This is a genomic window from Prosthecobacter sp., from assembly GCF_044227185.1.
In the GTDB taxonomy this organism is placed as follows: domain Bacteria; phylum Verrucomicrobiota; class Verrucomicrobiia; order Verrucomicrobiales; family Verrucomicrobiaceae; genus Prosthecobacter.
In genome coordinates this window covers 205,960-226,496 of record NZ_JBGAFO010000011.1, presented here as the reverse complement: position 1 = coordinate 226,496, position 20,537 = coordinate 205,960, and the positions used below count along the sequence as shown (strand labels likewise).

Annotated in this window: 22 protein-coding genes; 9 read left to right on the top strand and 13 right to left on the bottom strand. The window is 62.6% G+C overall.

Annotated elements, in window-relative coordinates; translation table 11 throughout:
* Positions 1-4 precede the first annotated feature (4 nt).
* The 3 genes from ACILSQ_RS23945 to ACILSQ_RS23935 all read right to left on the bottom strand — a co-directional run bounded on the left by ACILSQ_RS23945 (position 5) and on the right by ACILSQ_RS23935 (position 1,786).
* Positions 5-289, bottom strand: coding sequence for a DUF86 domain-containing protein (locus ACILSQ_RS23945; RefSeq protein WP_395746199.1), 285 nt, complete (start codon positions 287-289; stop codon positions 5-7).
* Positions 276-578, bottom strand: coding sequence for a nucleotidyltransferase family protein (locus ACILSQ_RS23940; RefSeq protein ID WP_395746198.1), 303 nt, complete (start codon positions 576-578; stop codon positions 276-278). The genes ACILSQ_RS23945 and ACILSQ_RS23940 overlap by 14 nt, the downstream gene beginning before the upstream one ends.
* Before the next feature lie 65 nt (positions 579-643).
* A complete protein-coding gene (locus ACILSQ_RS23935; RefSeq protein WP_395746197.1) occupies positions 644-1,786 on the bottom strand; it encodes an Lrp/AsnC family transcriptional regulator in 1,143 nt (380 codons plus the stop codon).
* A gap of 121 nt (positions 1,787-1,907) precedes the next feature.
* Here ACILSQ_RS23935 and ACILSQ_RS23930 point away from each other — a divergent pair, with 121 nt between their 5' ends.
* Together ACILSQ_RS23930 and ACILSQ_RS23925 are read left to right on the top strand one after the other, a co-directional pair.
* On the top strand, positions 1,908-2,285 hold the full coding sequence (locus ACILSQ_RS23930; protein WP_395746196.1) for a DUF721 domain-containing protein: 378 nt from the start codon (positions 1,908-1,910) through the stop codon (positions 2,283-2,285).
* 307 nt (positions 2,286-2,592) lie between these two features.
* A complete protein-coding gene (locus ACILSQ_RS23925; protein WP_395746195.1) occupies positions 2,593-4,065 on the top strand; it encodes a CbiX/SirB N-terminal domain-containing protein in 1,473 nt (490 codons plus the stop codon).
* Between the two features lie 518 nt (positions 4,066-4,583).
* On the opposite strand, the gene ACILSQ_RS23920 is transcribed toward ACILSQ_RS23925, so the two are convergent.
* Complete coding sequence (locus ACILSQ_RS23920; RefSeq protein ID WP_395746194.1) at positions 4,584-4,802, bottom strand: hypothetical protein; 219 nt, start codon at positions 4,800-4,802, stop codon at positions 4,584-4,586.
* Positions 4,803-5,026: 224 nt separating this feature from the next.
* On the opposite strand from ACILSQ_RS23920, the gene ACILSQ_RS23915 reads away from it, so the two are divergent.
* Entirely contained in the window at positions 5,027-6,262 is a 1,236-nt protein-coding gene (locus ACILSQ_RS23915; protein WP_395746193.1) for a DUF1015 domain-containing protein, read from the top strand.
* Between the two features lie 202 nt (positions 6,263-6,464).
* Here the strand turns inward: ACILSQ_RS23915 and tilS are convergent, their stop codons facing one another.
* Positions 6,465-7,412 (bottom strand): tRNA lysidine(34) synthetase TilS, encoded by a 948-nt coding sequence (gene tilS, locus ACILSQ_RS23910; protein ID WP_395746192.1) that lies wholly within the window; start codon positions 7,410-7,412, stop codon positions 6,465-6,467.
* Positions 7,413-7,544: 132 nt separating this feature from the next.
* Between tilS and cobA the strand changes: the two genes are divergently transcribed.
* The gene (gene cobA, locus ACILSQ_RS23905) at positions 7,545-9,071 is read left to right on the top strand and encodes a uroporphyrinogen-III C-methyltransferase (RefSeq protein WP_395746191.1); all 1,527 of its coding nucleotides are present in this window, start codon (positions 7,545-7,547) and stop codon (positions 9,069-9,071) included.
* Positions 9,072-9,090: 19 nt separating this feature from the next.
* On the opposite strand, the gene ACILSQ_RS23900 is transcribed toward cobA, so the two are convergent.
* The 3 genes from ACILSQ_RS23900 to ACILSQ_RS23890 form a co-directional block, all read right to left on the bottom strand.
* Positions 9,091-9,510, bottom strand: coding sequence for an HNH endonuclease (locus ACILSQ_RS23900; protein WP_395746190.1), 420 nt, complete (start codon positions 9,508-9,510; stop codon positions 9,091-9,093).
* 4 nt (positions 9,511-9,514) lie between these two features.
* A complete protein-coding gene (locus tag ACILSQ_RS23895; RefSeq protein WP_395746189.1) occupies positions 9,515-9,706 on the bottom strand; it encodes a hypothetical protein in 192 nt (63 codons plus the stop codon).
* A 95-nt stretch (positions 9,707-9,801) separates the two neighbouring features.
* Positions 9,802-10,233, bottom strand: coding sequence for a MarR family winged helix-turn-helix transcriptional regulator (locus ACILSQ_RS23890; protein WP_395746188.1), 432 nt, complete (start codon positions 10,231-10,233; stop codon positions 9,802-9,804).
* A gap of 79 nt (positions 10,234-10,312) precedes the next feature.
* Here ACILSQ_RS23890 and ACILSQ_RS23885 point away from each other — a divergent pair, with 79 nt between their 5' ends.
* The 4 genes from ACILSQ_RS23885 (at position 10,313) to ACILSQ_RS23870 (ending at position 13,596) form a co-directional block, all read left to right on the top strand.
* Positions 10,313-12,106 (top strand): chloride channel protein, encoded by a 1,794-nt coding sequence (locus tag ACILSQ_RS23885; protein WP_395746187.1) that lies wholly within the window; start codon positions 10,313-10,315, stop codon positions 12,104-12,106.
* A 108-nt stretch (positions 12,107-12,214) separates the two neighbouring features.
* Complete coding sequence (locus ACILSQ_RS23880; protein ID WP_395746186.1) at positions 12,215-12,616, top strand: hypothetical protein; 402 nt, start codon at positions 12,215-12,217, stop codon at positions 12,614-12,616.
* A 26-nt stretch (positions 12,617-12,642) separates the two neighbouring features.
* Complete coding sequence (locus tag ACILSQ_RS23875; protein ID WP_395746185.1) at positions 12,643-12,870, top strand: hypothetical protein; 228 nt, start codon at positions 12,643-12,645, stop codon at positions 12,868-12,870.
* Between the two features lie 27 nt (positions 12,871-12,897).
* On the top strand, positions 12,898-13,596 hold the full coding sequence (locus ACILSQ_RS23870; protein ID WP_395746184.1) for an HPP family protein: 699 nt from the start codon (positions 12,898-12,900) through the stop codon (positions 13,594-13,596).
* Here ACILSQ_RS23870 and ACILSQ_RS23865 read toward each other — a convergent pair.
* Both ACILSQ_RS23865 and ACILSQ_RS23860 read right to left on the bottom strand, forming a co-directional pair.
* The gene (locus ACILSQ_RS23865) at positions 13,573-14,298 is read right to left on the bottom strand and encodes a hypothetical protein (protein ID WP_395746183.1); all 726 of its coding nucleotides are present in this window, start codon (positions 14,296-14,298) and stop codon (positions 13,573-13,575) included. The two genes, ACILSQ_RS23870 and ACILSQ_RS23865, sit on opposite strands and share 24 nt — an antisense overlap.
* A 23-nt stretch (positions 14,299-14,321) precedes the next feature.
* Positions 14,322-15,422: a transporter substrate-binding domain-containing protein gene (locus tag ACILSQ_RS23860; RefSeq protein ID WP_395746182.1), complete on the bottom strand. Its 1,101-nt coding sequence runs from the start codon at positions 15,420-15,422 to the stop codon at positions 14,322-14,324.
* A 99-nt stretch (positions 15,423-15,521) separates the two neighbouring features.
* Here ACILSQ_RS23860 and ACILSQ_RS23855 point away from each other — a divergent pair, with 99 nt between their 5' ends.
* Positions 15,522-16,403, top strand: coding sequence for a YgfZ/GcvT domain-containing protein (locus ACILSQ_RS23855; protein WP_395746181.1), 882 nt, complete (start codon positions 15,522-15,524; stop codon positions 16,401-16,403).
* Between the two features lie 108 nt (positions 16,404-16,511).
* Here the strand turns inward: ACILSQ_RS23855 and ACILSQ_RS23850 are convergent, their stop codons facing one another.
* The 3 genes from ACILSQ_RS23850 to ACILSQ_RS23840 form a co-directional block, all read right to left on the bottom strand.
* Positions 16,512-16,967, bottom strand: coding sequence for a group II intron maturase-specific domain-containing protein (locus tag ACILSQ_RS23850; protein ID WP_395746180.1), 456 nt, complete (start codon positions 16,965-16,967; stop codon positions 16,512-16,514).
* Between the two features lie 874 nt (positions 16,968-17,841).
* The gene (locus tag ACILSQ_RS23845; RefSeq protein WP_395746179.1) at positions 17,842-19,176 is read right to left on the bottom strand and encodes a DUF1501 domain-containing protein; all 1,335 of its coding nucleotides are present in this window, start codon (positions 19,174-19,176) and stop codon (positions 17,842-17,844) included.
* A 103-nt stretch (positions 19,177-19,279) separates the two neighbouring features.
* Positions 19,280-20,491 (bottom strand): hypothetical protein, encoded by a 1,212-nt coding sequence (locus ACILSQ_RS23840; RefSeq protein ID WP_395746178.1) that lies wholly within the window; start codon positions 20,489-20,491, stop codon positions 19,280-19,282.
* Between the last annotated feature and the right edge of the window lie 46 nt (positions 20,492-20,537).

Sequence of the window (20,537 nt, the reverse complement as noted above, 5' to 3'; positions counted from 1 at the left end):
TTCGTCACCACATCCCACACCAGCTCCAGGTCCCTCCGGCATAGTCATGCACGATGCGGTTGCGCATCCCGGCCATCTGCGTCCACGGGACTTGTGGATGACACGCTCTAAAGTCGTCCGGCAGTTGCTTCGAGGCCTCGCCGATGATCTCCACATTCCGCACCACGGCATCCACCGTCTTCTCATCCGCCAGGAAGGCTGCACGATCCATGCCTGCCACGTAGCGGGCGATCTTTTGCATGGACTCCCGCATGTCCTGCAGAAGCAGGCTCGCATCACGCCTCGACATCGATCAGCTCCGGTTCGATCTGCTTCCACAGGCCGGGTTTGAGTGCACGCCTGGAAACCAGGTCCACCTTCCTTCCCAGCACAGTCTCCAGCCGCTCTGCCAGCGTCACAAACCGGAGCCCGATGGACGGGTCCACTTCGACGAGAATATCCACATCGCTGTCAGGACGTGCATCACCACGCGCCACGGAGCCAAAAAGCGCCATGCGCCCCAGTGGAAAATCCCGCCGCAGTTCGGGCAGCACCGAGCGCAGTCGGTTCAGCGCGGGAATCTGGTGAGCTGCGGGCATGGACGATGATAAGTTTCGCCGTCCAAGGCTGCAACAGGGCTTTTCAGCTCATACTGAGCTTCCCTCTACACCACCGGCCCCTTCACATCCTTCCACTTCTCATGCCACTCCTTGAACACAATCGGTGAAATCTCGCTCGGCTTGATCTCGCTGCGCCCGCCCCAGAACACGTTCGTGTACTCCACGGGGATGCCTTCTTCGACGAGGTGCTTGTCGATCGCCGCCTTGTGCGCCAGCACCGTCTCCTTGTCCGTGCCATGGATCACACCCATGATGTTCACATTGGCAAAGCGGTCGCCGCCTTCACGCCAGTAGGCGTGCGTCATGATCGGGTGCCGCCCCACTTCCCCGCCCGCGCGTTCCTCCATGCCCTTCGGCACCTTCCAGTGAAAGAGCGCGTTGAAGCGCGTCACACGCACACCACCCGCGCTCGGCTTCACATGCTCCAGGAAGGTGGAGAAGCGGCCGATGACACCCTTCGTATCCAGGCGCTTCGCCACCTCGCAGAATTTCTCCAGAGACACCCCGGCGGCCTTCGCACGCCCTTCCCACGGGTTCGGGCCCACTTCGTCCGCACTCAGGTCACCCTTCAGGTGCAGCAGCACATTCCACTCTTCCGCATCCAGCTCGGCGATGTTCGTGGTCATCATCTTCGCGGGCTCGTCGGCGCGCTCTCCAGGCTCCATGGTCTTGCGCCGCACATGGCCCACGCCCAGGGCAAAGATGCCGTGCGCCTGCATCGTGTAGTAGTTTTCCGCGCCGATCAGGCGGGCTAGCACATCGCAGTGTTCGTTGATGTTGCGGTCCTGCGGCACCTTCAGCGTCGTCCACAGGCGGTAGTCGCTGCCGCTCACCTCGCGGTCGGTGGAGCGCATCACCACATGGCCGCTGAAGGGGTCCTGCTTGAAGAGGAACTCAAAGGCCGCCTCCAGCTTTTCCGGCGGCACCTTCCAGGCCACCAGTGCGCCCTCCGCCAGTTTGTTCGCCAGCAGCGTCTGCCGCACCCGGCGGATGACGCCCGCCTTCAGCATGGCGCGGATGCGCTCCACCACCGTCTCCAGCGGCAGCCCGCAGCCCTCGGCGATGTCCTGAAACGGCGTCGGCGTGAAGCCCTTGATACGGTCCTCGCTCACGACCAGGATCTGCGCGTTGACGGGGTCAGTATGCTCGGTGGGGATGGCGGTGGGAGTGTCGACGGCGACGGACATGGCTGGAAAATCGGTTGGGGTTGGGGGAAAGAGGCACCTTTAACAACGCCCCAGAGGAATGCGAGATTTGAAATTTGCGATTTAGCACCCGTCAATTGCCGTATACCATCCACCCCATTCCATGGACAACCGCAAGCCCACCGCCGCCATGCGCAGGCGCCACAACCTCATCGCCGCCTGGCGCGGCGTCGAGGACGGGCCCCTCATGGACCTCCCCACCCTCCGCGTCGGCGACCTCGCCACCCAGATCGTGGCCAAGGCCGGCCTCGCCAACCGCGTCAAGCTCGAGGACATCCTCGCCGCCTGGCAGGAGATCGTCGGCGCCTTCCTCTTCAAGCTCACCCGTCCGGATACCTTTGAGCGCGGCGTCCTCACCGTCCGCCTCCTCCAGCCCACCGCCCACCACGCCCTCATGCAGGAAAAAGTCAAAATCCTCAAACGCCTGCAGGAAAAGCTGCCCGACGCCAAGATCAAGGACGTAAGGTTTCGGCACGGTTGAGCAAAAAATGACGAAACCCGAATGATGAATGACGAATGCTTTCCAATCCATGGGCTGCTGGCGTAGAGAGGGTACTGACCAGCTCTTGTTTCATCCATCACTCTCGCGCACCTCTTCTGACAATTTTCATTTTTCAATTTTCAGTTCCCAGTTTTCAGTCCTTCGTTCCCACATCACCCGGCGCTGCACAATCATCGAGGACGAGTTCGAGTAGGAGTAGGAGGACGAGCACCAACAAGCCCCCACACACCGCTCCCCTCTCCCAAATCATAAATCATAAATCGTAAATCATAAATCTCCCCCCGCCTTGTCTCCCCACCCTCACGCCGCCCTCATCCTCGTCGGTCACGGTTCCACCACAAACCCGGACTCCAGCTCCCCCACGCACCTCCACGCCGACTCCATCCGCCGCCGCGGCCTCTTCCGTGAGGTCGTCTGCTGCTTCTGGAAAGAGGAGCCGAACATGCGCGAGGTGTATGAGATGGTGGACAGCGACGTCCTCTACGTCGTCCCCAATTTCATCAGCGAGGGCTACTTCTGCCAGCAGGTGCTGCCGCGCGAGCTCCGCCTCGACGGCCCCACCACTCTCCGCGACGGCAAAACCATCCGCTACTGCGACCCCGTGGGCGTGCACCCGAACATGACGCGCCTCCTCATCCAGCGCGCCAATGAAGTCGCCCCCCATGTACCGCGGGAGCAGACGAGCCTCGTCATCGTCGGCCACGGCACCAGCCTCAACGAGAACTCCACCAAGGCCATTCAGGATCAGGTCGCCCTCATCCGCGCCGGACACTACGGCTTCGCCGAAGTCATCGACGCCTACATGGAGGAAGCCCCCTTTGTCAAAGACTGGGCCGAGCTCACCACCGCGCCGAATGTCGTCGTCGTCCCCTTCTTCATCGCCGACGGCCTCCACAGCTTTCAGGACATCCCCGTCCTCCTCGGCATGCGCGAGGAAGTCGGCGAGGCCCTCAGCGAGAGCGGCGTCTTCCACCAAAACCCACACCAGCTCCAGGGCCGCCACATCTACTACAGCGGCGCCATCGGCACCGAGCCCCTCATGGCCGATGTCATTCTCGACCAGGTCCACGACTTCGACGCAAAGCACGGCGTCAGCGACAAGCCCGCCATGGCCAATGACGAGGTCAAATCCTCCCTCGCCTACTGGCTCAACGAGGGCCTCAATGAAATCGGCCAGATCGCCATCACCACCAACACCGACGGCACCTACTCCCTCTGCCACATCGCCGATCGCGGCCTCACCGGCCTCCAGGTCCACCATGAGGCGCACGATGCCCTCTTCATCTCCCGCTACGATGCCAGCGGTGCCTTCCGCCCCCTGCACACCGCGCCCACATTGAACCGCGGCTGGCGTCTCGATCTCGCCGGCCTCGACGAACTCCGCCTCGCCCTCGACTTCTTCTACCCCGCCGCCATCGGCATGCTGCGCGCCCAGGAGCAGGAAAAACTCACCGCCGTGCCCCTGCGTGAAGTCTTCGCCCGCCAGACCGGCATGTACCGCTTCGTCAACACCCTCACCGACGAGCAGTGCCACGCCCTCATCGGCAAGACCTGCGCCAACGACCGCTGCCTCCGCCGCATCCTCTGGCCCCTGAATGACACCCAGCCCATGACCGGCCCTGCCGCCAGCAAAACGCAGCCCAACCACGCCCCCAACGCCCTCCCCCTCCTCTGCATCGAAGCCTGCACGCACGTGGTTTCTGCGGCGCGGAAGGTGGCGAGGGAGAGTGCTGAGGCTGCTAACAAAGAGACACCGTAAGAGCATTTCGATTTCGACATGTGGAGAGCTATGGGTTGTCGTCCGGGTTTATTTCCCAAGTCTCTCCTTGTTTCCCGCGCAGGCCAAAAACGACAAACGCTTTCTCCTCACGCCAAACAGCGGTCACCGTCACGCCTCCCCGCCTGGCTTGAAACATGGGTTGACCTTGAATTGGCGCGCTAGTCCACCATGCCTGGACTTCGGGCGGCATGCCTTGGATGGGAAACGGAACGTTTCGGGTGGGAGACTCCCCGTGAACCCTGTCCTGCCAGCTTCGAAATTCTTCCTCCGTGCATTGAATGTCGCAGTAGGCGTCCATGTAATAAAAGAGACGACTGCTTCTTTCGATCCAAGAATTGCGCACCCGCATTGATCCCGGGAGATCGAGCATTCTCAGCAGCTTCACTTTCGGTTGCTGCTCATACCAGACCCAACCTGCGGCCAGGCATAGTCCGATCAAACCAAGGACAGTGAGATGGCACCTCATCCCATAGCATTTAATTCCCGCTCGGTGAAACTCAAGCTTGGATCAAGCCTCTGTCCCATTGCGCAATCACCGCGGGAAGATTTGCGCGCGCCTCAGCCATGTCAGATGCGAAACTTTCAGCCTGTTCTTCGCCGAGCCGAGGCCGGTCTGCCCAGATTCGGGCCAGTTCGGCTCCCGTCGGCGCATGACTGGCGGGCAGCATGCGTGCAACAGGCTTGATGCCATGCTCCACATCTTCGCTGGCGGACATAGAGTTCACGAAGTTAGATACAAACACGGGAAAGAGCAGAAATCCAGCGCGTGATTATTTTTCCGTGTATTCAGTGTTTTCCGTGGTTCCTCAAATCCGGTTACGCGATTGTTTCCTGAACACCTCTCTGCTCCCACGGCATGTCGGCTTTACTTTGGAACCACGAACCAAATCCCCCCCGAGTGCGGATTTGACAACCGCCCCCCCGCGCTCTATCCCGCCCCATGCGCATCCGCTCATTCAAAGGTCTCGTCCCCACCCAGAAAAACGCCCCCGAAGTCGCCGCTGTCCCCTACGACGTGGTGAACCGCGAGGAGGCCGCCGCCCTTGCCAAAGGCAAGCCCTACAGCCTCCTCCATGTGGACCGCGCCGAGATCGACCTCGACCCCGAGATCGACCCCTACTCCGCCCCCGTTTACGCCAAGGCCCGCGAAAACTTCGACCGCCTCCAGCAGCAGGGCATCCTCGTCCGCGAGCCCAAGCCCTGCATGTACCTCTACCGCCAGGTCATCGCCGGCCACAGCCAGACCGGCCTCGTCACCGTCTGCCACACCGAGGACTACGAGAAGGACATCATCAAAAAGCACGAGAAGACCCGCCAGGACAAAGAGGACGACCGCACCAACCTCGTTGACGCGCTCAACGCCAACACCGGCCCCATCTTCCTCACCTACCGCCAGCGCCCCGGCATCAGCGCGCTGATCGAGAGCTTCATGAAGACGGAGAAGCCTATCAATGACTTCACCGCTCCCGATGGCGTCCGCCACCAGCTCTGGCGCCTCTCCCTCGGCCTCTGCGTCTCCCTCACCGGCCTGTTTGAAAGCCAGGTCCCCTGCGCCTACGTGGCAGACGGCCACCACCGCGCCGCCAGCGCCTTCCGCGTCAGCAAGCTGCGCCGCGAGGCCAATCCCAACCACACCGGCGAAGAAAACTACAACTGGTTCCTCAGCGTGCTCTTCCCCGGCAACGAGCTCAAGATCCTCCCCTACAACCGCGCCGTGAAGGACCTCAACTGCATGGACCGCGAGGAGTTCCTCAAAAAAGTCGGCGAGATCTTCACCCTCAAGCCCACCACGCTGAAGTCCCCCACCAAGCCCGGCCAGTGCTGCATGTACCTCAAGGACCAGTGGTACGAGCTCAACTGGGAGCCCGCCAAGGACGCCAGCCCCATCGACCAGCTCGATGTCAGCATCCTCCAGGACCGCCTCCTCAAGCCCATCCTCGGCATCGACGATCCCCGCACCAGCAAGCGCATCGACTTCATCGGCGGCATCCGCGGCACCGTGGAGCTGGAGAAACTCGTCAACGCCAAGGAGCACACCGTCGCCTTCTCCATGTACCCCACCACCGTGGACCAGCTCATGGCCATCTCAGACGTCGGCCAGATCATGCCCCCCAAGAGCACCTGGTTCGAGCCCAAACTCCGCAGCGGCCTGTTTGTGCATACGCTGGAGGGCTAAAGCCAAAGTAGTTAAGAACTTCAGTTCGTTCTGGAGAGCGCTCTCTTCGTCCCAAAACTCCAGAACGAGCTAAAGCTCAGTACGACTTTTCACTCCCGTACCGCGCAGCGGCCCCTCAAAGTACTCGCGGGCTTCAGCCCGCTCTGGCCAGCGCGTGATCGTCCCAGAATTCAGAGTGAGCTAAAGCTCACGAGTACTTTTTTCACTCCACCCACAGCCGCTTCGCCTTCCGCCTCAGGTGCCTGTCCCCCGGCAGATTGATCTTCGCCGCCCCGTCCGGTGCCAGCATCCCCAGCGCCGCTTCGATCACATCGTGCTCGATCCCCGGCAGCTCCCACACATCCCGCAGCCACAGCGCAAACACCCGCGACGATACCGCCGGGTGCAGCGCCAGCAGCTCCGGCACGATCACCAGCGAGCGGTCCTCCTTCACCCGGCCGTCCGCCGTTAAAAACGCCACCGCCTGCCGCTGCAGCGCATCATCATCCTGCTCCGCCAGCGCCCCCAGCCGCAGCACCTGCGGCACCACATCCCGCACAAAGATGTCATTCAGCAGCGGCAGTGCCTCGTGCCGCAGCCGGTTGCGCCGGTGCTTCGGAGACGTGTTGCTCGAGTCCTCACGAAACTTCGCGCGCTTCGCCTTCAGATATGCGTCGATCTCCCCGCGCCGCACATGCAGCAGCGGCCTCACCAGGTGCAGGCCCGTGTCCAGCCGCTGCACCGTGTGCATCCCCGCCAGCCCCGCCAGTCCGCTGCCCCGGCACACATTCGCCAAAATCGTCTCCGCCTGGTCCTCCGCATGGTGCGCCAGCAGCACCACCCACACATCATACTTCTCCGCCATCCGCAGCAGAAACGCATGCCGCGCCTCCCGCGCCGCCGTCTCCGTCGAGAGCCCCTTCTTCTCCGCCACCGCCGCCACATCCTCCGCCTCGATCTCACACTTCACCCCCAGCTTCTTCGCCAGCCGCCGCACAAACGCCGCATCATCCAGCGACTCCTTCCCCCGCAGCCCATGGTTCAGGTGGCAGAGGATCAGTTGGGAAAAACCCGCGTCCCTCAGCAGGTGCAGCAGTGCCACGGAGTCCCGCCCCCCCGAGATCGCCAGCAGCACCGGTTCTTCAGGTTTGCAGGCATCAGGCAGGTTCAAAAAAATGGGGAGCACAGGCACAGTGACCATTCGTAACGAAGCCAATTTCGGTCATCCATCAGGAAATTCAGAAACAGCATCCTTCCTTGCGATGCGTCACGGATTCGGCACTTTGCACGCCCCTTTCCCACCATGGCCTCCAAGAAAATCACCCCTGGCATCTGTTACCTCGTCGGCGCCGGTCCCGGCGATCCCGGACTCCTCACGCTCAAAGGGAAGGAATGCATCGAGGCTGCCGACGTTCTCGTTTACGACTACCTCTGCAACCCTGAGCACCTCCGCTACGCCAAAGACGGCGCCACCAGCATCTACGTGGGCAAGAAAGCCGGCGCCCACACCCTCTCCCAGGAGGAGATCAATAAACTCATCGTCAAGCTCACCACCGAAGGCAAAACCGTCACCCGTCTCAAAGGCGGCGACCCCGTTCTCTTCGGCCGCGGCGCCGAAGAGGCCGCGGAGCTCCGCGCCGCCGGCGTGAAGTTTGAGATCGTCCCTGGCATCACCTCCGCCATCGCCGGCCCTGCCTACGCCGGCATCCCCGTCACCCACCGCTCCCACGCCTCCCAGCTCACCATCTTCACCGGCCACGAAGACCCCACCAAGCCCGACACCTCGCTCAACTACGCCAAGCTCGCCCAGGCAGACGGCACCAAAGTCTTCCTCATGGGCGTCGAGCGCATCGAAGAAATCACCCGCGAATTCATCAAGCACGGCGCCAGCCCGGACACCCCCATGGCCCTCGTGCGCTGGGCCACGCACACCCACCAGCAGACCCTCGTCGCCACCCTCGGCACCATGGCCGCAAAGGTGAAAGAAGCCGGCTTCAAAGCCCCCGCCGTCGCCGTCGTCGGAGACGTCGTCACCGAGCGCCCGCAGCTCAACTGGTTTGAAGAGCGCCCCCTCTTCGGCAAAAAAATCGTCGTCACCCGCACCCGCGCCCAGGCCAGCACGCTGAGCAAACAGCTCGCCCAGCTCGGCGCGGATGTGATCGAGCTCCCCACCATCCGCATCGCCCCCGTGGAAGACCAGATGTCCTTCGGCGAGCTCGTGCAGGACTGCCACACCTACGACTGGATCATCTTCACCAGCCCGAACGGCGTGGACGCCTTCTTCACCATGTTCGACAAGCTCTACAACGACGCCCGCAGCATCGGCGGCGTCCGCATCGCTTGCATCGGACCCGGCACCGCCGAAAAGGTAAAGGCCCGCCACCTCGCCGTGGACCTCATGCCCGATAAAGGCAACTACGTCGCCGAAGGCCTCGTCAAAGCCTTCAAGGACCACCAGGACGTCGAAAACGTGAAGATCCTCTGGGTCCGCGCCCAGGAGACGCGCGAAGTCATCGCCAACGAACTCAGCGGCATGGGCGCCATCGTCGACGAAGCCGAAGCCTACCGCACCATCGCCGAGACCGAGGATAATCTGGAAGCCCTCGCCCGCCTCAAAGAAGAAGGCGCCGACATGATCACCTTCACCAGCGCCTCCACCGTCGAGCACTTCCTCCATCTCAAGGTCGATCTTCCCAAGGACATCAAGATCGCCAGCATCGGCCCCATCACCAGCGCCGCCATCAAAGCCCACGGCCTCAAGGTCGATGTAGAGGCCAATGAGAACAGCATCCCCGGCCTCGTCGCTGCGGTGGAGAAGTTCTGGAAGTAAAACGGGGATCTGAAACAGCTTACAGATGTCCTGGCGGAGGATGTCTCCTCAGCCGTTTTTCGAATGTGCGAATGATCTGATGTTCAGCACTGTTCAGATCCAGTACATCAATGGTCGCTCTGCCGACGGCGGTAATGCCGTTCAGACGAAACGCAGCCCAGCGAAAATGATGGTTCCACGAGTCTTTTCGGGGATTAAAGAGGCGCGTAGCACGGCCAGTCTGAGGATCGCGGGCGTTCTGTCGCGCACCTTTGCGCAAGGAACAGTGGATGCACGCCAGTGCCAGATTCTCCAACACACAAGTGCCTCCCGCTGCTTGTGGGATGATGTGATCGACATGAAACGTTGCCGCCTGGCCAATATCTGATAGCCCGCAATATTCACAACGATGCTTGACCCTGCGAACCACACGTTTACGCAGACTGGCAGGCACGGCCATGGACTCAGTCCTTCAACATTTTGACCTGAGCCCCCAGTTTCAAGATCGACAGAGTCGTGGCCATTTGCACCAGGCCTTCGGCCTCCTTCTTTTCACCAGAGGAAAGCCTGCCTTTACGGCCTTGCTCATCCAACAAAAACTGGAGCCGCGCATCCAGCGCTTTGGGAAACCTCAGCTTTGCCAGCTTCGCCGGCATTGGCACAGTGAGTTGAACAGTTCGGCTCATGGTGAAGAGATGTTACAGCATGTGCCACATGTCGCAACGCTTTCACGAACGCGCCCCCCCGCGGCTCACACCAAAGAATCCCCCTGCCCCAGCCTCTGCAGCAAAGAGCTCAGTTCCGGCCCGATCAGCCGCAACTGCTCCCGGTGCATGGACGCCAGCTTTTCCAGCACGCCATCTCCCCGCGGCGTGAGCCGGATGTTCACCTGCCGCCGGTCTTCCGCTGAGGCACGGCGCTCCACCAGGTCCTCCAGCACCAGCCGGTCGATCAGGCCCACCGCGCTGTGATGCTTCACCTGCAGGCGCTCCGCCAGCTCCCCCACCGTCACGTAGTCCCTCCCCGGAAACCCCTTGATCGCCAGCAGCGCCTGGTGCTGCTGCGGCGTCAGCCCTGCTGAAACGGCGGCGTCCTCGCTGAAGCGAAGAAATTTCCGCAGGGCAAAGCGAAACGCCGCAAGGTTTTCATACTGGGATTTGGAGATCGATTTGCGCACGGGCATGGAGCCTTGTGAAGCATTTCCCGGGCCTGGATGACCGTCCTTGTTTGACATATATCGTATTACGATATTAAAGTGCCCGATGCCAGTCCACTCAAATCTGACCGACCATGCGGCGTCTGCTCATTCGGACGCCCCGGTGCGACTGGGCGACTTCAGCCTCGGCCCGCGGGTCATCCGCCTTTCCGCCATGGCCGTGGTCATCGGCGCCATCAGCTCCCTGGTCGCTTATGCCCTGCTGTGGCTGATCACCGTGATCACCAATCTGGCCTTCTACCAGCGCTGGTCCTCGCTGCCCGCCACCCCGCAGGGGCATCATCTCGGCTGGTGGGTGGTCGCCGTGCCTGTGGTGGGCGCGCTCATCATCGGCCTGATGGCGCGGTTTGGATCCGAAAAAATTCGCGGTCATGGCATTCCCGAAGCCCTGGAGGCCATTCTGCTTGGCCGCAGTTTCATCCAGTGGAAGGTCGCGCTGCTGAAGCCGCTCTCATCCGCCATCTCCATCGGTACAGGCGGGCCTTTCGGGGCGGAGGGCCCCATCATCATGACAGGCGGCGCCTTTGGCTCGCTGTTTGCCCAGCGCTTTCATCTGAGCTCGGCGGAGCGGAAGACCCTGCTCGTCGCCGGAGCGGCTGCGGGCATGACGGCCATCTTTGCCACACCCGTGGCCGCTGTGCTGCTGGCCGTGGAGCTGCTGCTCTTTGAATGGAAGCCGCGCAGCTTCATTCCTGTGACGGTCGCAGCGAGCACCGCCGCCGTCGCACGTGGGTTTCTGCTGGAAAGCGGCCCCATTTTCCCTGTCGTTCCACACGAGACCATGTCCGGCGCGGTGATCGCCTGCGCCGCTGCCGTGGGCGTGCTGGTGGGCTTCGGCGCGGGCTTGCTGACCGTGCTGGTGTATGGGTTTGAAGACCTCTTTCAAAAACTCCCGCTGCACTGGATGTGGTGGCCTGCCATTGGAGCGCTCGTCGTTGGCATTGGCGGAGTGTTTGAGCCCCGCGTCCTCGGAGTCGGCTACGAGTCGATCCACTCCCTGCTGCGGGGTGAAATCGTAGGCACCGCCGTGCTGGGCCTGCTGCTGGCCAAGGCGCTCGTATGGTCCGCAGCGCTCGGCTCCGGGACCTCGGGCGGCGTCCTGGCCCCGCTGCTCATCATCGGCAGCTCTCTCGGGGCGGCGCTCGCGCCCTGGATCCATGCCGGCGATGACAGCCTGTGGGCTCTCGTCGGCATGGCCGCCATGATGAGCGGCTCCATGCGCTGCCCGTTTACCGCCATCATCTTCGCCGCTGAGCTGACCTATGACTACCACCTCCTCCCGGCGCTGATGGTGGGCTCCGTGGCCTCTTTCGGCGTCAATGCGCTTCTCATGAAGCGCTCCATCCTCACCCAGAAACTGTCGCGTCGCGGCCAGCACATCACCTGCGAGTACAGCATTGACCCCTTTGAGTTCTCCCGGGTGCAGGACGTCATGGATCGTGATGTGCCCTCCATCCCGGCCTACCTGACGCTGGCCACTTATGCAGAATGCATCTCCCGCGGTGAGGACGTGCTGGCCAGGCGGCAGGCGGCGCTTCTTCTCGATGATCAGCGCCAGCTTGCCGGCATCATCACCCGTGGCGATCTCATCCGCGCCCTGCAGCAGCCACAGGCCGCGACGATGACCGTGATGGAGGCAGGCTCCACCGAGCTGGTGGTCACCTACCCTGAGGAGCCGCTGCACACCGCACTGGCCAAGATGCTGGATCACGAAATAGGGCGTCTCCCTGTGGTGAATCCGGCTGCTCCCTCACAGGTTCTTGGTTATCTTGGCCGCACAGCCATTCTTTCGGCCCGCATGCGTCTTCACCACGAGGAAACAGTCCGCCAAAAAGGCTGATAACCCATCACCCTCTCCGTCCTGCCATGCTGCTCATCATCAAAACCCTGCTGATCAAGCTCCTGATCGCCGCCAGTGCCGCCGGCCTCATCTACGCCCTCTGCTGACATGCCCCGTTTCCGCTGCTTCCGCGATTCTTTGTTCCTGACCGGCTGGCTGGCCTACGGGATCAATCGCTGTTTCATCAAGCCTCACGTGGGGTCGGGCTTCATGATGTTTCATTTCAACGACCTCTGGTTGATCCCCTGCGCGCTGCCGCCGGTGCTGTGGCTGCATCACCGCCTGGGCCTTCGCGCACAGGAGGGCCCGCCACGGCCGGGCGAGATCGCCGGGCATCTCGTGTTCTGGTCGCTGCTGTTTGAATGGCTTCTCCCCCACATCACCTCGCGCACTGGCGGCGATCCCGCCGATGTCGTCGCGTATGCCGCTGGAGCGCTCGTCGCGGGTCTGTGGTGGAATCGCGACCACTGGTTCACAGCTCGGGCTCCCGCGCATGGACGAGCCGTTTGACTCACACCTTCCACCCTCCGCATCCCATGCCAGCCTCCACCACTCCATCCATCCCCGCTTCCACGGGGCGGCTTTCAAAAGCAGCCGCCCAGGCAGAGACAGACAGTGCGGGTGCGGACGTGCTCTTCACCTGGCTGCAGACTCAGCTCCGGGCCGCAAAAGACGCGGAAGACGAGCCAGCGCGCTACGCCAGCCCGCCCTGCTACCTCGCCGAATTTTCCGCCGAGGATGATGCCGGTGATTCCGCCCAATGATCTCACGTCGAGCGCCATCCGTTCCCCATGCCTTTTTCCCACCTGCGCCGCTGGCTCGGCATTGAGCTGATCGAAGTCAGCGCCGTTGAAAAAACAGTCTCCACCCTGGGCGGCGGGCTCGCCATCCTGGCATTGATCGCCATCTCCACCTGGGCGTTGCCCACTGGCGGTGCGGCCGCGCTGATCACCTCCATGGGGGCCAGCGCTGTGCTGCTCTTTGGCGTGCCTCATGGACAGCTCTCACAGCCTTGGCCGGTCATCGCGGGACATGGGGTTTCAGCGTTCATTGGTGTCACCTGCGCGCACTTCATCCACCAGCCAGCCATCGCCGCCGCCTGTGCCGTCGGTCTCGCCATCGGGGCCATGCAGCAGCTCAAATGCATTCATCCGCCCGGTGGTGCCACCGCCTTCACCGCCGTCATGGGCGGCAGCGCCATTCATCAGCTCGGCTTCAGTTTCGTGCTGTTTCCCGTGCTCACCAATGCGCTCGTCATGGTGCTGCTGGCAGTGTTGATCAACTGCGCCTTCCGCTGGCGGCGCTACCCAAACGCCTTCCATCATCCCGTCCACTCTCCCCGGTCAGAAACACCCAAACACGGCTCCTCGCCCACCCATGAGGACATCGTCGCCGCCATCCGCTCCCTCGATTCCTTTGTGGACATCAGTGAAGACGAACTCATCCAGCTCGTCGAGCTGCTGAATTCACACCCCGGCGCTTCCAAGTGATTCCGACGGCTCGGTCACCGCTTTCCCCTGCGTCATCACCGTCACCACCAGGATAAAAAAGCACATCACCACGGAAAACAGCGGAAACTGCAGCGCCGCCGGCAGGCTGTACACCAGCGCCAGCGCCGGGATCCACACCAGCCAGTTCGTGATCAACACCGTCGGGCACGTACGCGTCCAAAATTCCCGGTTCAGCGTCGGTCGTGTCCGCCTCCACGACCCGCCCAGCTCCACCCAGCGCAGTGCGATCACATACGTGGGCACAAACCACAGCGGGCTCATGACGAACTGGTCCACCAGCACCTTCTTCACCAGCGTCCCCGCATCATGCGCATCTCCAAACAGCCAGGTCTGGAAGTGATAAAACAAATCGATCTCCATCCCCCGGTAGCCCCAGAACAGCATCAGCAGCACCAGCCGCTTCACGCCTCCCTCCCGCGGCAGCGTGCCCATGATCCGCTGAATGGCGGTGGGCATGATCGCCGCCGCAAACATCGTGGACACACACGAAAACGCGAAGGCCGAGCGCGTCTTGAAAGCTCCCAGCGCCTCCCAGAACCCCGCCAGCGCCGGCACCTGGTAGTAGCTCACCACCAGCGCCAGCGCGAACGCGTTCAGCACCAGGCACGGCACACGGTTCAGCCGGAACACCGCCACGATCGTGGCAAAGATTCCAGGAGAGGAGGCGGGCGCGTCAGGCATGACCGGAGCAGAACGCCGCCCGTTTATTTGTCTTCACCGAAATATTTCTTCCGCAGTTCGTTGCCCACGCCCTGCTCCGTCAGCTTCAGCAGCGCCTGGTTCAAACTCTCGCGCAGGGTGCTGTCCTGCTGCAGGGCAAAGGCGTAGTTCTGCCTCTCAAACACCGGCCCGACCATCTGCAGCTTTTCATCGTTGAGTTTGGCGGCTTCATATTGCAGCACCGGCGCATCATACACCACCGCGGCCACGTCACCGTTCCTGAGCGCGAGCACGCATTCCGTCACCGTGGCCAGCGGCACCGTCTTGGCGCCCTTGGTATTGAGCCAGGTTTCCGTGGTGCTGCCCTTGACTGTGGCCACCTTGCGGCCCGGCAGGTCTCCCGGACCATTGATGTCCCCCTTCAGGGTGTTGATGGTGAGCGTCGTGGTGAAGGAGGCCGTAAGCAGCGAGACGAGCACAATGCTCAGCAGCATCCACACAATGGCCACGATGCGGCCGCCCACGCCCACCGGACCTTTGTTGTCCGCACCGCCCACCAGCAGCGTGCTGATCGTCCACCAGAACGACTCCCACATGCCCTTCTTGTAGTCTTCCGGCCACATGTCGCCGTTGATCTTGTGCTCGTAGCGCCAGACCAGATGGGAGATGATGAACATCGTCACCATCAGCAGCGCAAACGCACCGATCAGCTCAATGTTGAACAGGTTGCCGACGATCGACATGATGTTGTCCGCAAAGCTGCCGCTGCCACCGGACACCAGCACCTGCAGGCCGGACTCATAAAAGGGCTGCGAGAAATCGATGATCGCCTCGCGCTTGGCGGTCACGCTGATGGCGCCCACCCCCACATCCGCCGTCTTGCTTTGCAGGGCGTCGATGATCTCCTGCGCCGTGCCCACGATCTTGACCTCATAGTCCAGCTTCGTCTCGCGCGCCAGTTGGTCCCAAAGCTCGGCTGCATACCCGACACGCCGCCCCTCCTTCTCAAAGGAAAACGGCTCCAGGTTGCGCGTCACGACTCTGATCTTGCCTCCGGCAGGGGCAGATGCCGGCGCCTGTGCGGCGGCCTCCGGGACAAGAGCAAGCAGAGAAACAGTAGAAAGAAGCAGAGGAAGGATGCGCATGGAAGAGAGACCCGATCTTGCCGCGCACCCGTTTCGAGTCAATACAATCCCTCGACTTTGCCCGCTTGCGGCACCGCGTGCTCTGCCCATTCATGCCACATGCCCCCCGAGTTGTTCCAGCAGATCACCACCCACGGAGCCGCCGTGAATCTTTCGTCACGCGCCAAATTCCGCCTCACCGGCGCCGACCGTGTGCGCTACCTGAACGGCCAGGTGACCAACGATGTGCGCCGGGTCAAAGCCGATGAATCCCTCTATGCCTGCGTCACCGATGTGAAAGGCCGCATCGCCGCGGACGTCTGCATCCACGCGCAGGAAGAGGCCCTCCTGCTGGATGCCGAACCCGATCTGCGCGAGCCCCTGGGCATGCGCCTGGAGCGCTACATCGTGGCCGATGACGTGGAACTGACCGATGTCACGGAAGACTGGCAGCTCTGGCATTTCTGGAGCGCCTCCGGTGATCCTGCGCGCACCGAAAGCTTGATGCGTACGCCGGATCAGCCGCACCACCTCCTGCGCTCCACCCGCTTCGGCGTCCCTGGCATGGATCTCTGGCTGCCCGCATTTGCAGCCGCTCCCTCCTTCGAGTCACTCCCTGTCCTCACCGACGCCGATCTCGAAACCTGGCGCATCCTGCAAAAAATCCCCCGCTGGCCTCACGAGCTCAACGCTGAAACGTTTCCACCTGAAGCCGGTCTCGAAAGCAAAGCCATGGACTTCGCCAAAGGCTGCTACATCGGCCAGGAGGTGCTCTCCCGCATCAAGACCACCGGCAAAATGCCGCGCGAGATGATCGCCTTCGCCTCCAACACCCCCGTGAAGGTCGGAGACGAGCTCTGGCAGGACAAGGCCGTCGGCAAAGTGACCAGCACCGCACGTCATCCCGCCACAGGGAAGACCATCGGTCTTGCGATGATCCGCCAGGGCACCTCGCAGGACGGCCTGCACATCGGCAGCAGCACAGGCCCCGTGCTGCAGTAAGGTTCGCAGCACCCTTGCATCGGGTAGAAGGCGGGGTTGCCCCCGCCGTCCTCCCACACCACCGGACGTGCGGTTCCGCATCCGGCGGTTGAGATGAAGAGTTTGTGTTCATGGTCTGACCTGACGCTGCCAACGTTGGATGGTTTCGAGCAGGAACACCAGGCTGTGCTGGCGGAACCATTTCGCGGAGAGGGCTTCGTTCATGTGCGAAGCCCCGGCGTTCCACCAGGGACCTCGTCCGTTGAACGCGCCCATTCTCGCCCGCTCGGGTTCCACCCCCAGCCTGATGAGTTCTTTCCTGCGGGTGGACCCTCGCTTCCATTGCCGCCATTGGCTGCATCGCAGCTTGCGCCTCACCCAGGCGTCGAGTTCCTCGAAGTGACCTTTGACTTCCGCCAGCCGGTAATATCCGGCCCAGCCCCGCAGCACGGGGTTGAGGTCTTCTCGGATGAAGCTCCCAAGGTTGCGGCCACGGCTCGCTCTCCAGAGCGAGCGGACCTTGTCCTTGAGCTTTGCCACGCTCTGCCCTGCTGCTTTGAGCCCGGGCTTGTAGTGGCTGGTCATGCTGTAGCCTCCCGGCCAGCAGGCTGGCCTTGGTCTGCTCCCATCTGGCTCTCAGCCATTCGGGCAATGCTTCCACCTGGAGTCTGTCCACTCCGGCGGCTCCGGCATTGCGCCTCACGGCCTGCCAGGCTGCGAGCATGTTCTCGCGCGAGAGGATGCGGGGCATCAGCTCGCACGGAGCGTTGTCTTTGCTGTCTTGTCTTTCCCATGTGGACTCACCTGGGTCAGTCACGACCGCGGGCTTTGTCGCGGCAGTCCCACGGCACGGCGTGTTCCGCACGCCTCTCCGGTGGGCTGCTGGTGCCATCTCAGGCTCCGTCGTTGCTGCGACTCCTGGCTCCATCGACATGACAGAGGTGGTCTTCTCTTCTCTCTTCGGGCCTTCACAGCGTGGAGCGGCTGCTACTATGCCTTCTGCTGACTTCTGGGTTCCCTTCCCACCGCCTTCCGGCAACGGTAGCTCTTCCTGGAGCAGGCTCCCAGACCTCCCCGGGTATGACGCACTCACCTCCCCGCTCATCACCGCCCCATATACATCACGACTCTCCGGGCAAGAATCGGACTTCAGCGATATTGGCCGCCTTATCTCCATCGTGCTGCCTCGTATGGGGTTCTTGTTCATCGGTGTAGCGTTTTGCTTCTGAGTTGCTGCGCTTCGCGCCCCCTTCGGGCAGCCTTTGGCTGGCTGTCTCCCTACGGTCGGCTCCTTCGGACTCAGCCTCACGGCTGACGCCCTTGCCTTTCAGCTAGCACTTCCCCTTGCCGGGTGTGCGGCGGACTTGAACCGCCAAGTGAGTGCGCCCTGCCGGGCGCACCACAAAAAAACCCGGGCATCGCTGCCCGGGTTCTCTGAAGTGCTCTGGAAGGGGTCGTTTTACGCGATGACTTCGTTGAGGATGCGGCCACCATTGACGATGTCGATGGGGCGGCCGCCGTCGGCCATGATGCGCTTCTCGCTGTTGATGCCGAGGAGGCGGTACATGGTCTTGGCAAGGTCTTCCGGACCCACGGCGTCGCGGTCGGGCTCACCACCCAGAGCGTCGGAGGCGCCGTGGATGTAGCCTTCTTTGACACCACCGCCGGCGAGGGCGACGGAGAAAACGCGAGGCCAGTGGTCACGGCCGTTGGTGCCGTTGACTTTGGGCGTGCGGCCGAATTCGGAGCTCACCATGACGAGCGTGCGCTTCAGCATGCCGCGGTCTGCGAGGTCGGTGATCAGGCGGGCAAAGGCCTGGTCGAAGTTCGGGGCCTGGCCGGTGAAGGCGTCCTTGATGTTGGAGTGGTGGTCCCAGCCGCCGTAGTTCACGGAGACCATGCGCACGCCGGATTCCACCAAGCGGCGGGCCAGCAGGAAGCGCTGACCGGCGGTGTTGCGGCCGTATTCGTCGCGCAGCTTGTCGGACTCCTTGGTGAGGTCGAAGGCTTCGCGGGCCTTCTTGCTGCTGATCAGGCCGTAGGCGGCCTGGTAGAAGCTGTCCATGGCGCTGATTGAGTCGGCCTTTTCCACGGCCTTGAAGTGCTCGTCCACCGTGCCCAGCAGGTTGCGGCGGCGGTCAAAGCGCTTCTCATCCACGTCTTTCGGCGTGAGGAGGTCGCGGACGGTGAAGCCTTTGTCAGCAGGATCGCTGCCCAGGGCAAAGGGGCCGAAGGCGCTGCTCATGTAGCCGGTGCCCTGTTCCGGGGCCACCATGTTTGGCACCACCACGTAGGGAGGCAGGTTGTTGCGGCTGCCCTGCTCGTGGGAGATCACGGAGCCAAAGCTGGGGAACTTGATGGCCGGGCTCGGACGATAGCCGGTGAACATGTTGTGCGTGCCACGCTCATGGGCGGCCTCACCGTGGGTCATCGAGCGGATGACGGTGAGCTTGTTCATGATCTTGGCGATGTTTGCAAACTTCTCGCCGACGTATTCGCCGGGAACGGAGGTCTTGATCGGCGTGAAGGGGCCGCGGTAGTCCGGCGAGGCAAAGGGCTTCGGATCCCAGGACTCATGCTGTGCCATGCCGCCAGGAAGGTAGATGTGGATGATCGAATCCGCGACGGGCTTGAAGGTTTCCACTTCAGGCATGACCTGCGCGGCCTGCAGGCGGAGCATCTCAGGCAGCGTGAGGCCGAGGCCGCCGAGCATGCCGACGTAGAGGAAATCACGACGGCTGACACCGGAGCGCAGATCAAGGTGATTGCCTTGGCAGAGAGAGTGCATTTTCATAAGGAGGGAGGGGTGTTGTTGCTGGAATCGGAAGGAATTACGCCTCCCCCCAGGCCTTCTTGCAGATTTTGCTAAAATAGGCGCAAATCCTGTTTTGCGCCTTTTAGGGGGTCACCCAGCCCGCCTGCACAAACTGGTGGATCCAGACCTGAAAGTCCACCGGCGCGTCCGGCGGGAATTTAAGCCGCAGGATCATGGGCACCGTGGCGTCTTCGCTGAGCTGGAGCTGGTAGTCCAGCGCCTTCGCCAGCGAGCTGCCCTTCTCGGCATAGCCATACACCACCTTGGCACCGGGTTCGGAAATGTTGCGCAGGCTGTAGCACTGGAGCACGGCGGGATCTCCAAACGCGTTCTCAAAATGCCCCGCAGGGGAAACGAACACGCGGAACAAAGTCGGGGCCGCCTGCTTCAGTTCGAGGAAATCCGACCACGCCATCTCACCCGCGCCCACGAATGACTCCCAGTCCACCAGCGGTCCCGCCGGTGTGTGCTCCACCGTGGCCGTGCGCCTGCCGCCGCCCTCAAACACCACCACATGCTGGGTGAACTTCGGAGAGATTTCCGTGGCTTCCACCAGCGAATCATAGACGATGGGGCCGTCCGCATTTTTGGAGTAGTAGATGCTCATCAGCGGAGCCACGCGCAGGCGGTCACGCACCAGCAGCACGCGTTTTTTCCAGTCTGGCGTCTGCAGAAACTTGGCCAGGACCTCCTCCGCAGCAGCCAGCTTCGCCAGATCTCCTGTGGGTGTGGCAGGCAGCGGGGTTGCCGTTTTCAGGCCGCCGCTGCCCGGCGGGCGAAACACCAGATTTCCAGAGTTCACCTGCGGCAGCGGCTCCTCCGGCGGCACCATGGAGGCCTTCGGCGGCAGCACCGGCTTCTCGCCTTTGGGAGCTGGCGCAGCCTGTCCCGGGGCCGCACTCACGCCCGGCGCTTTGGCCGGCGGCTCTGAGGCAGGCCACAGGCTCCAGACCACCAGCGCCAGCACGATCACGCCCACCGTTCCCGCTCCGATCAAGAGGCGCCGCCGGAACTCCTGGATCTCAGGATCCATGCGCATGCGCTCAAAGGCGTCTCCCGGCAGAGGCTGCGGCTCCGGGAAGGCCGCCGGGCCCGGGGGGGAGGAGGCCGCGTTCGCTGGCGGCTCGTTCTGCGACATCAGAAGCGCCCGGCGCTTCGTCTTGGTGGTCTTCTCCGCCATCTGCAGCATCACCATCTGCCCGCATTCAGGACAGGGACGCGAGCGCGTCACTGATGAAACCTGGATTTCGACAGTTTTTTCGCAGTGAGGGCAGACAAGGGTGGTGGCCGGCATTCGGGGCTGGACGTTGGATGGGGGTGAAACACTCTGTCTTGGGGAA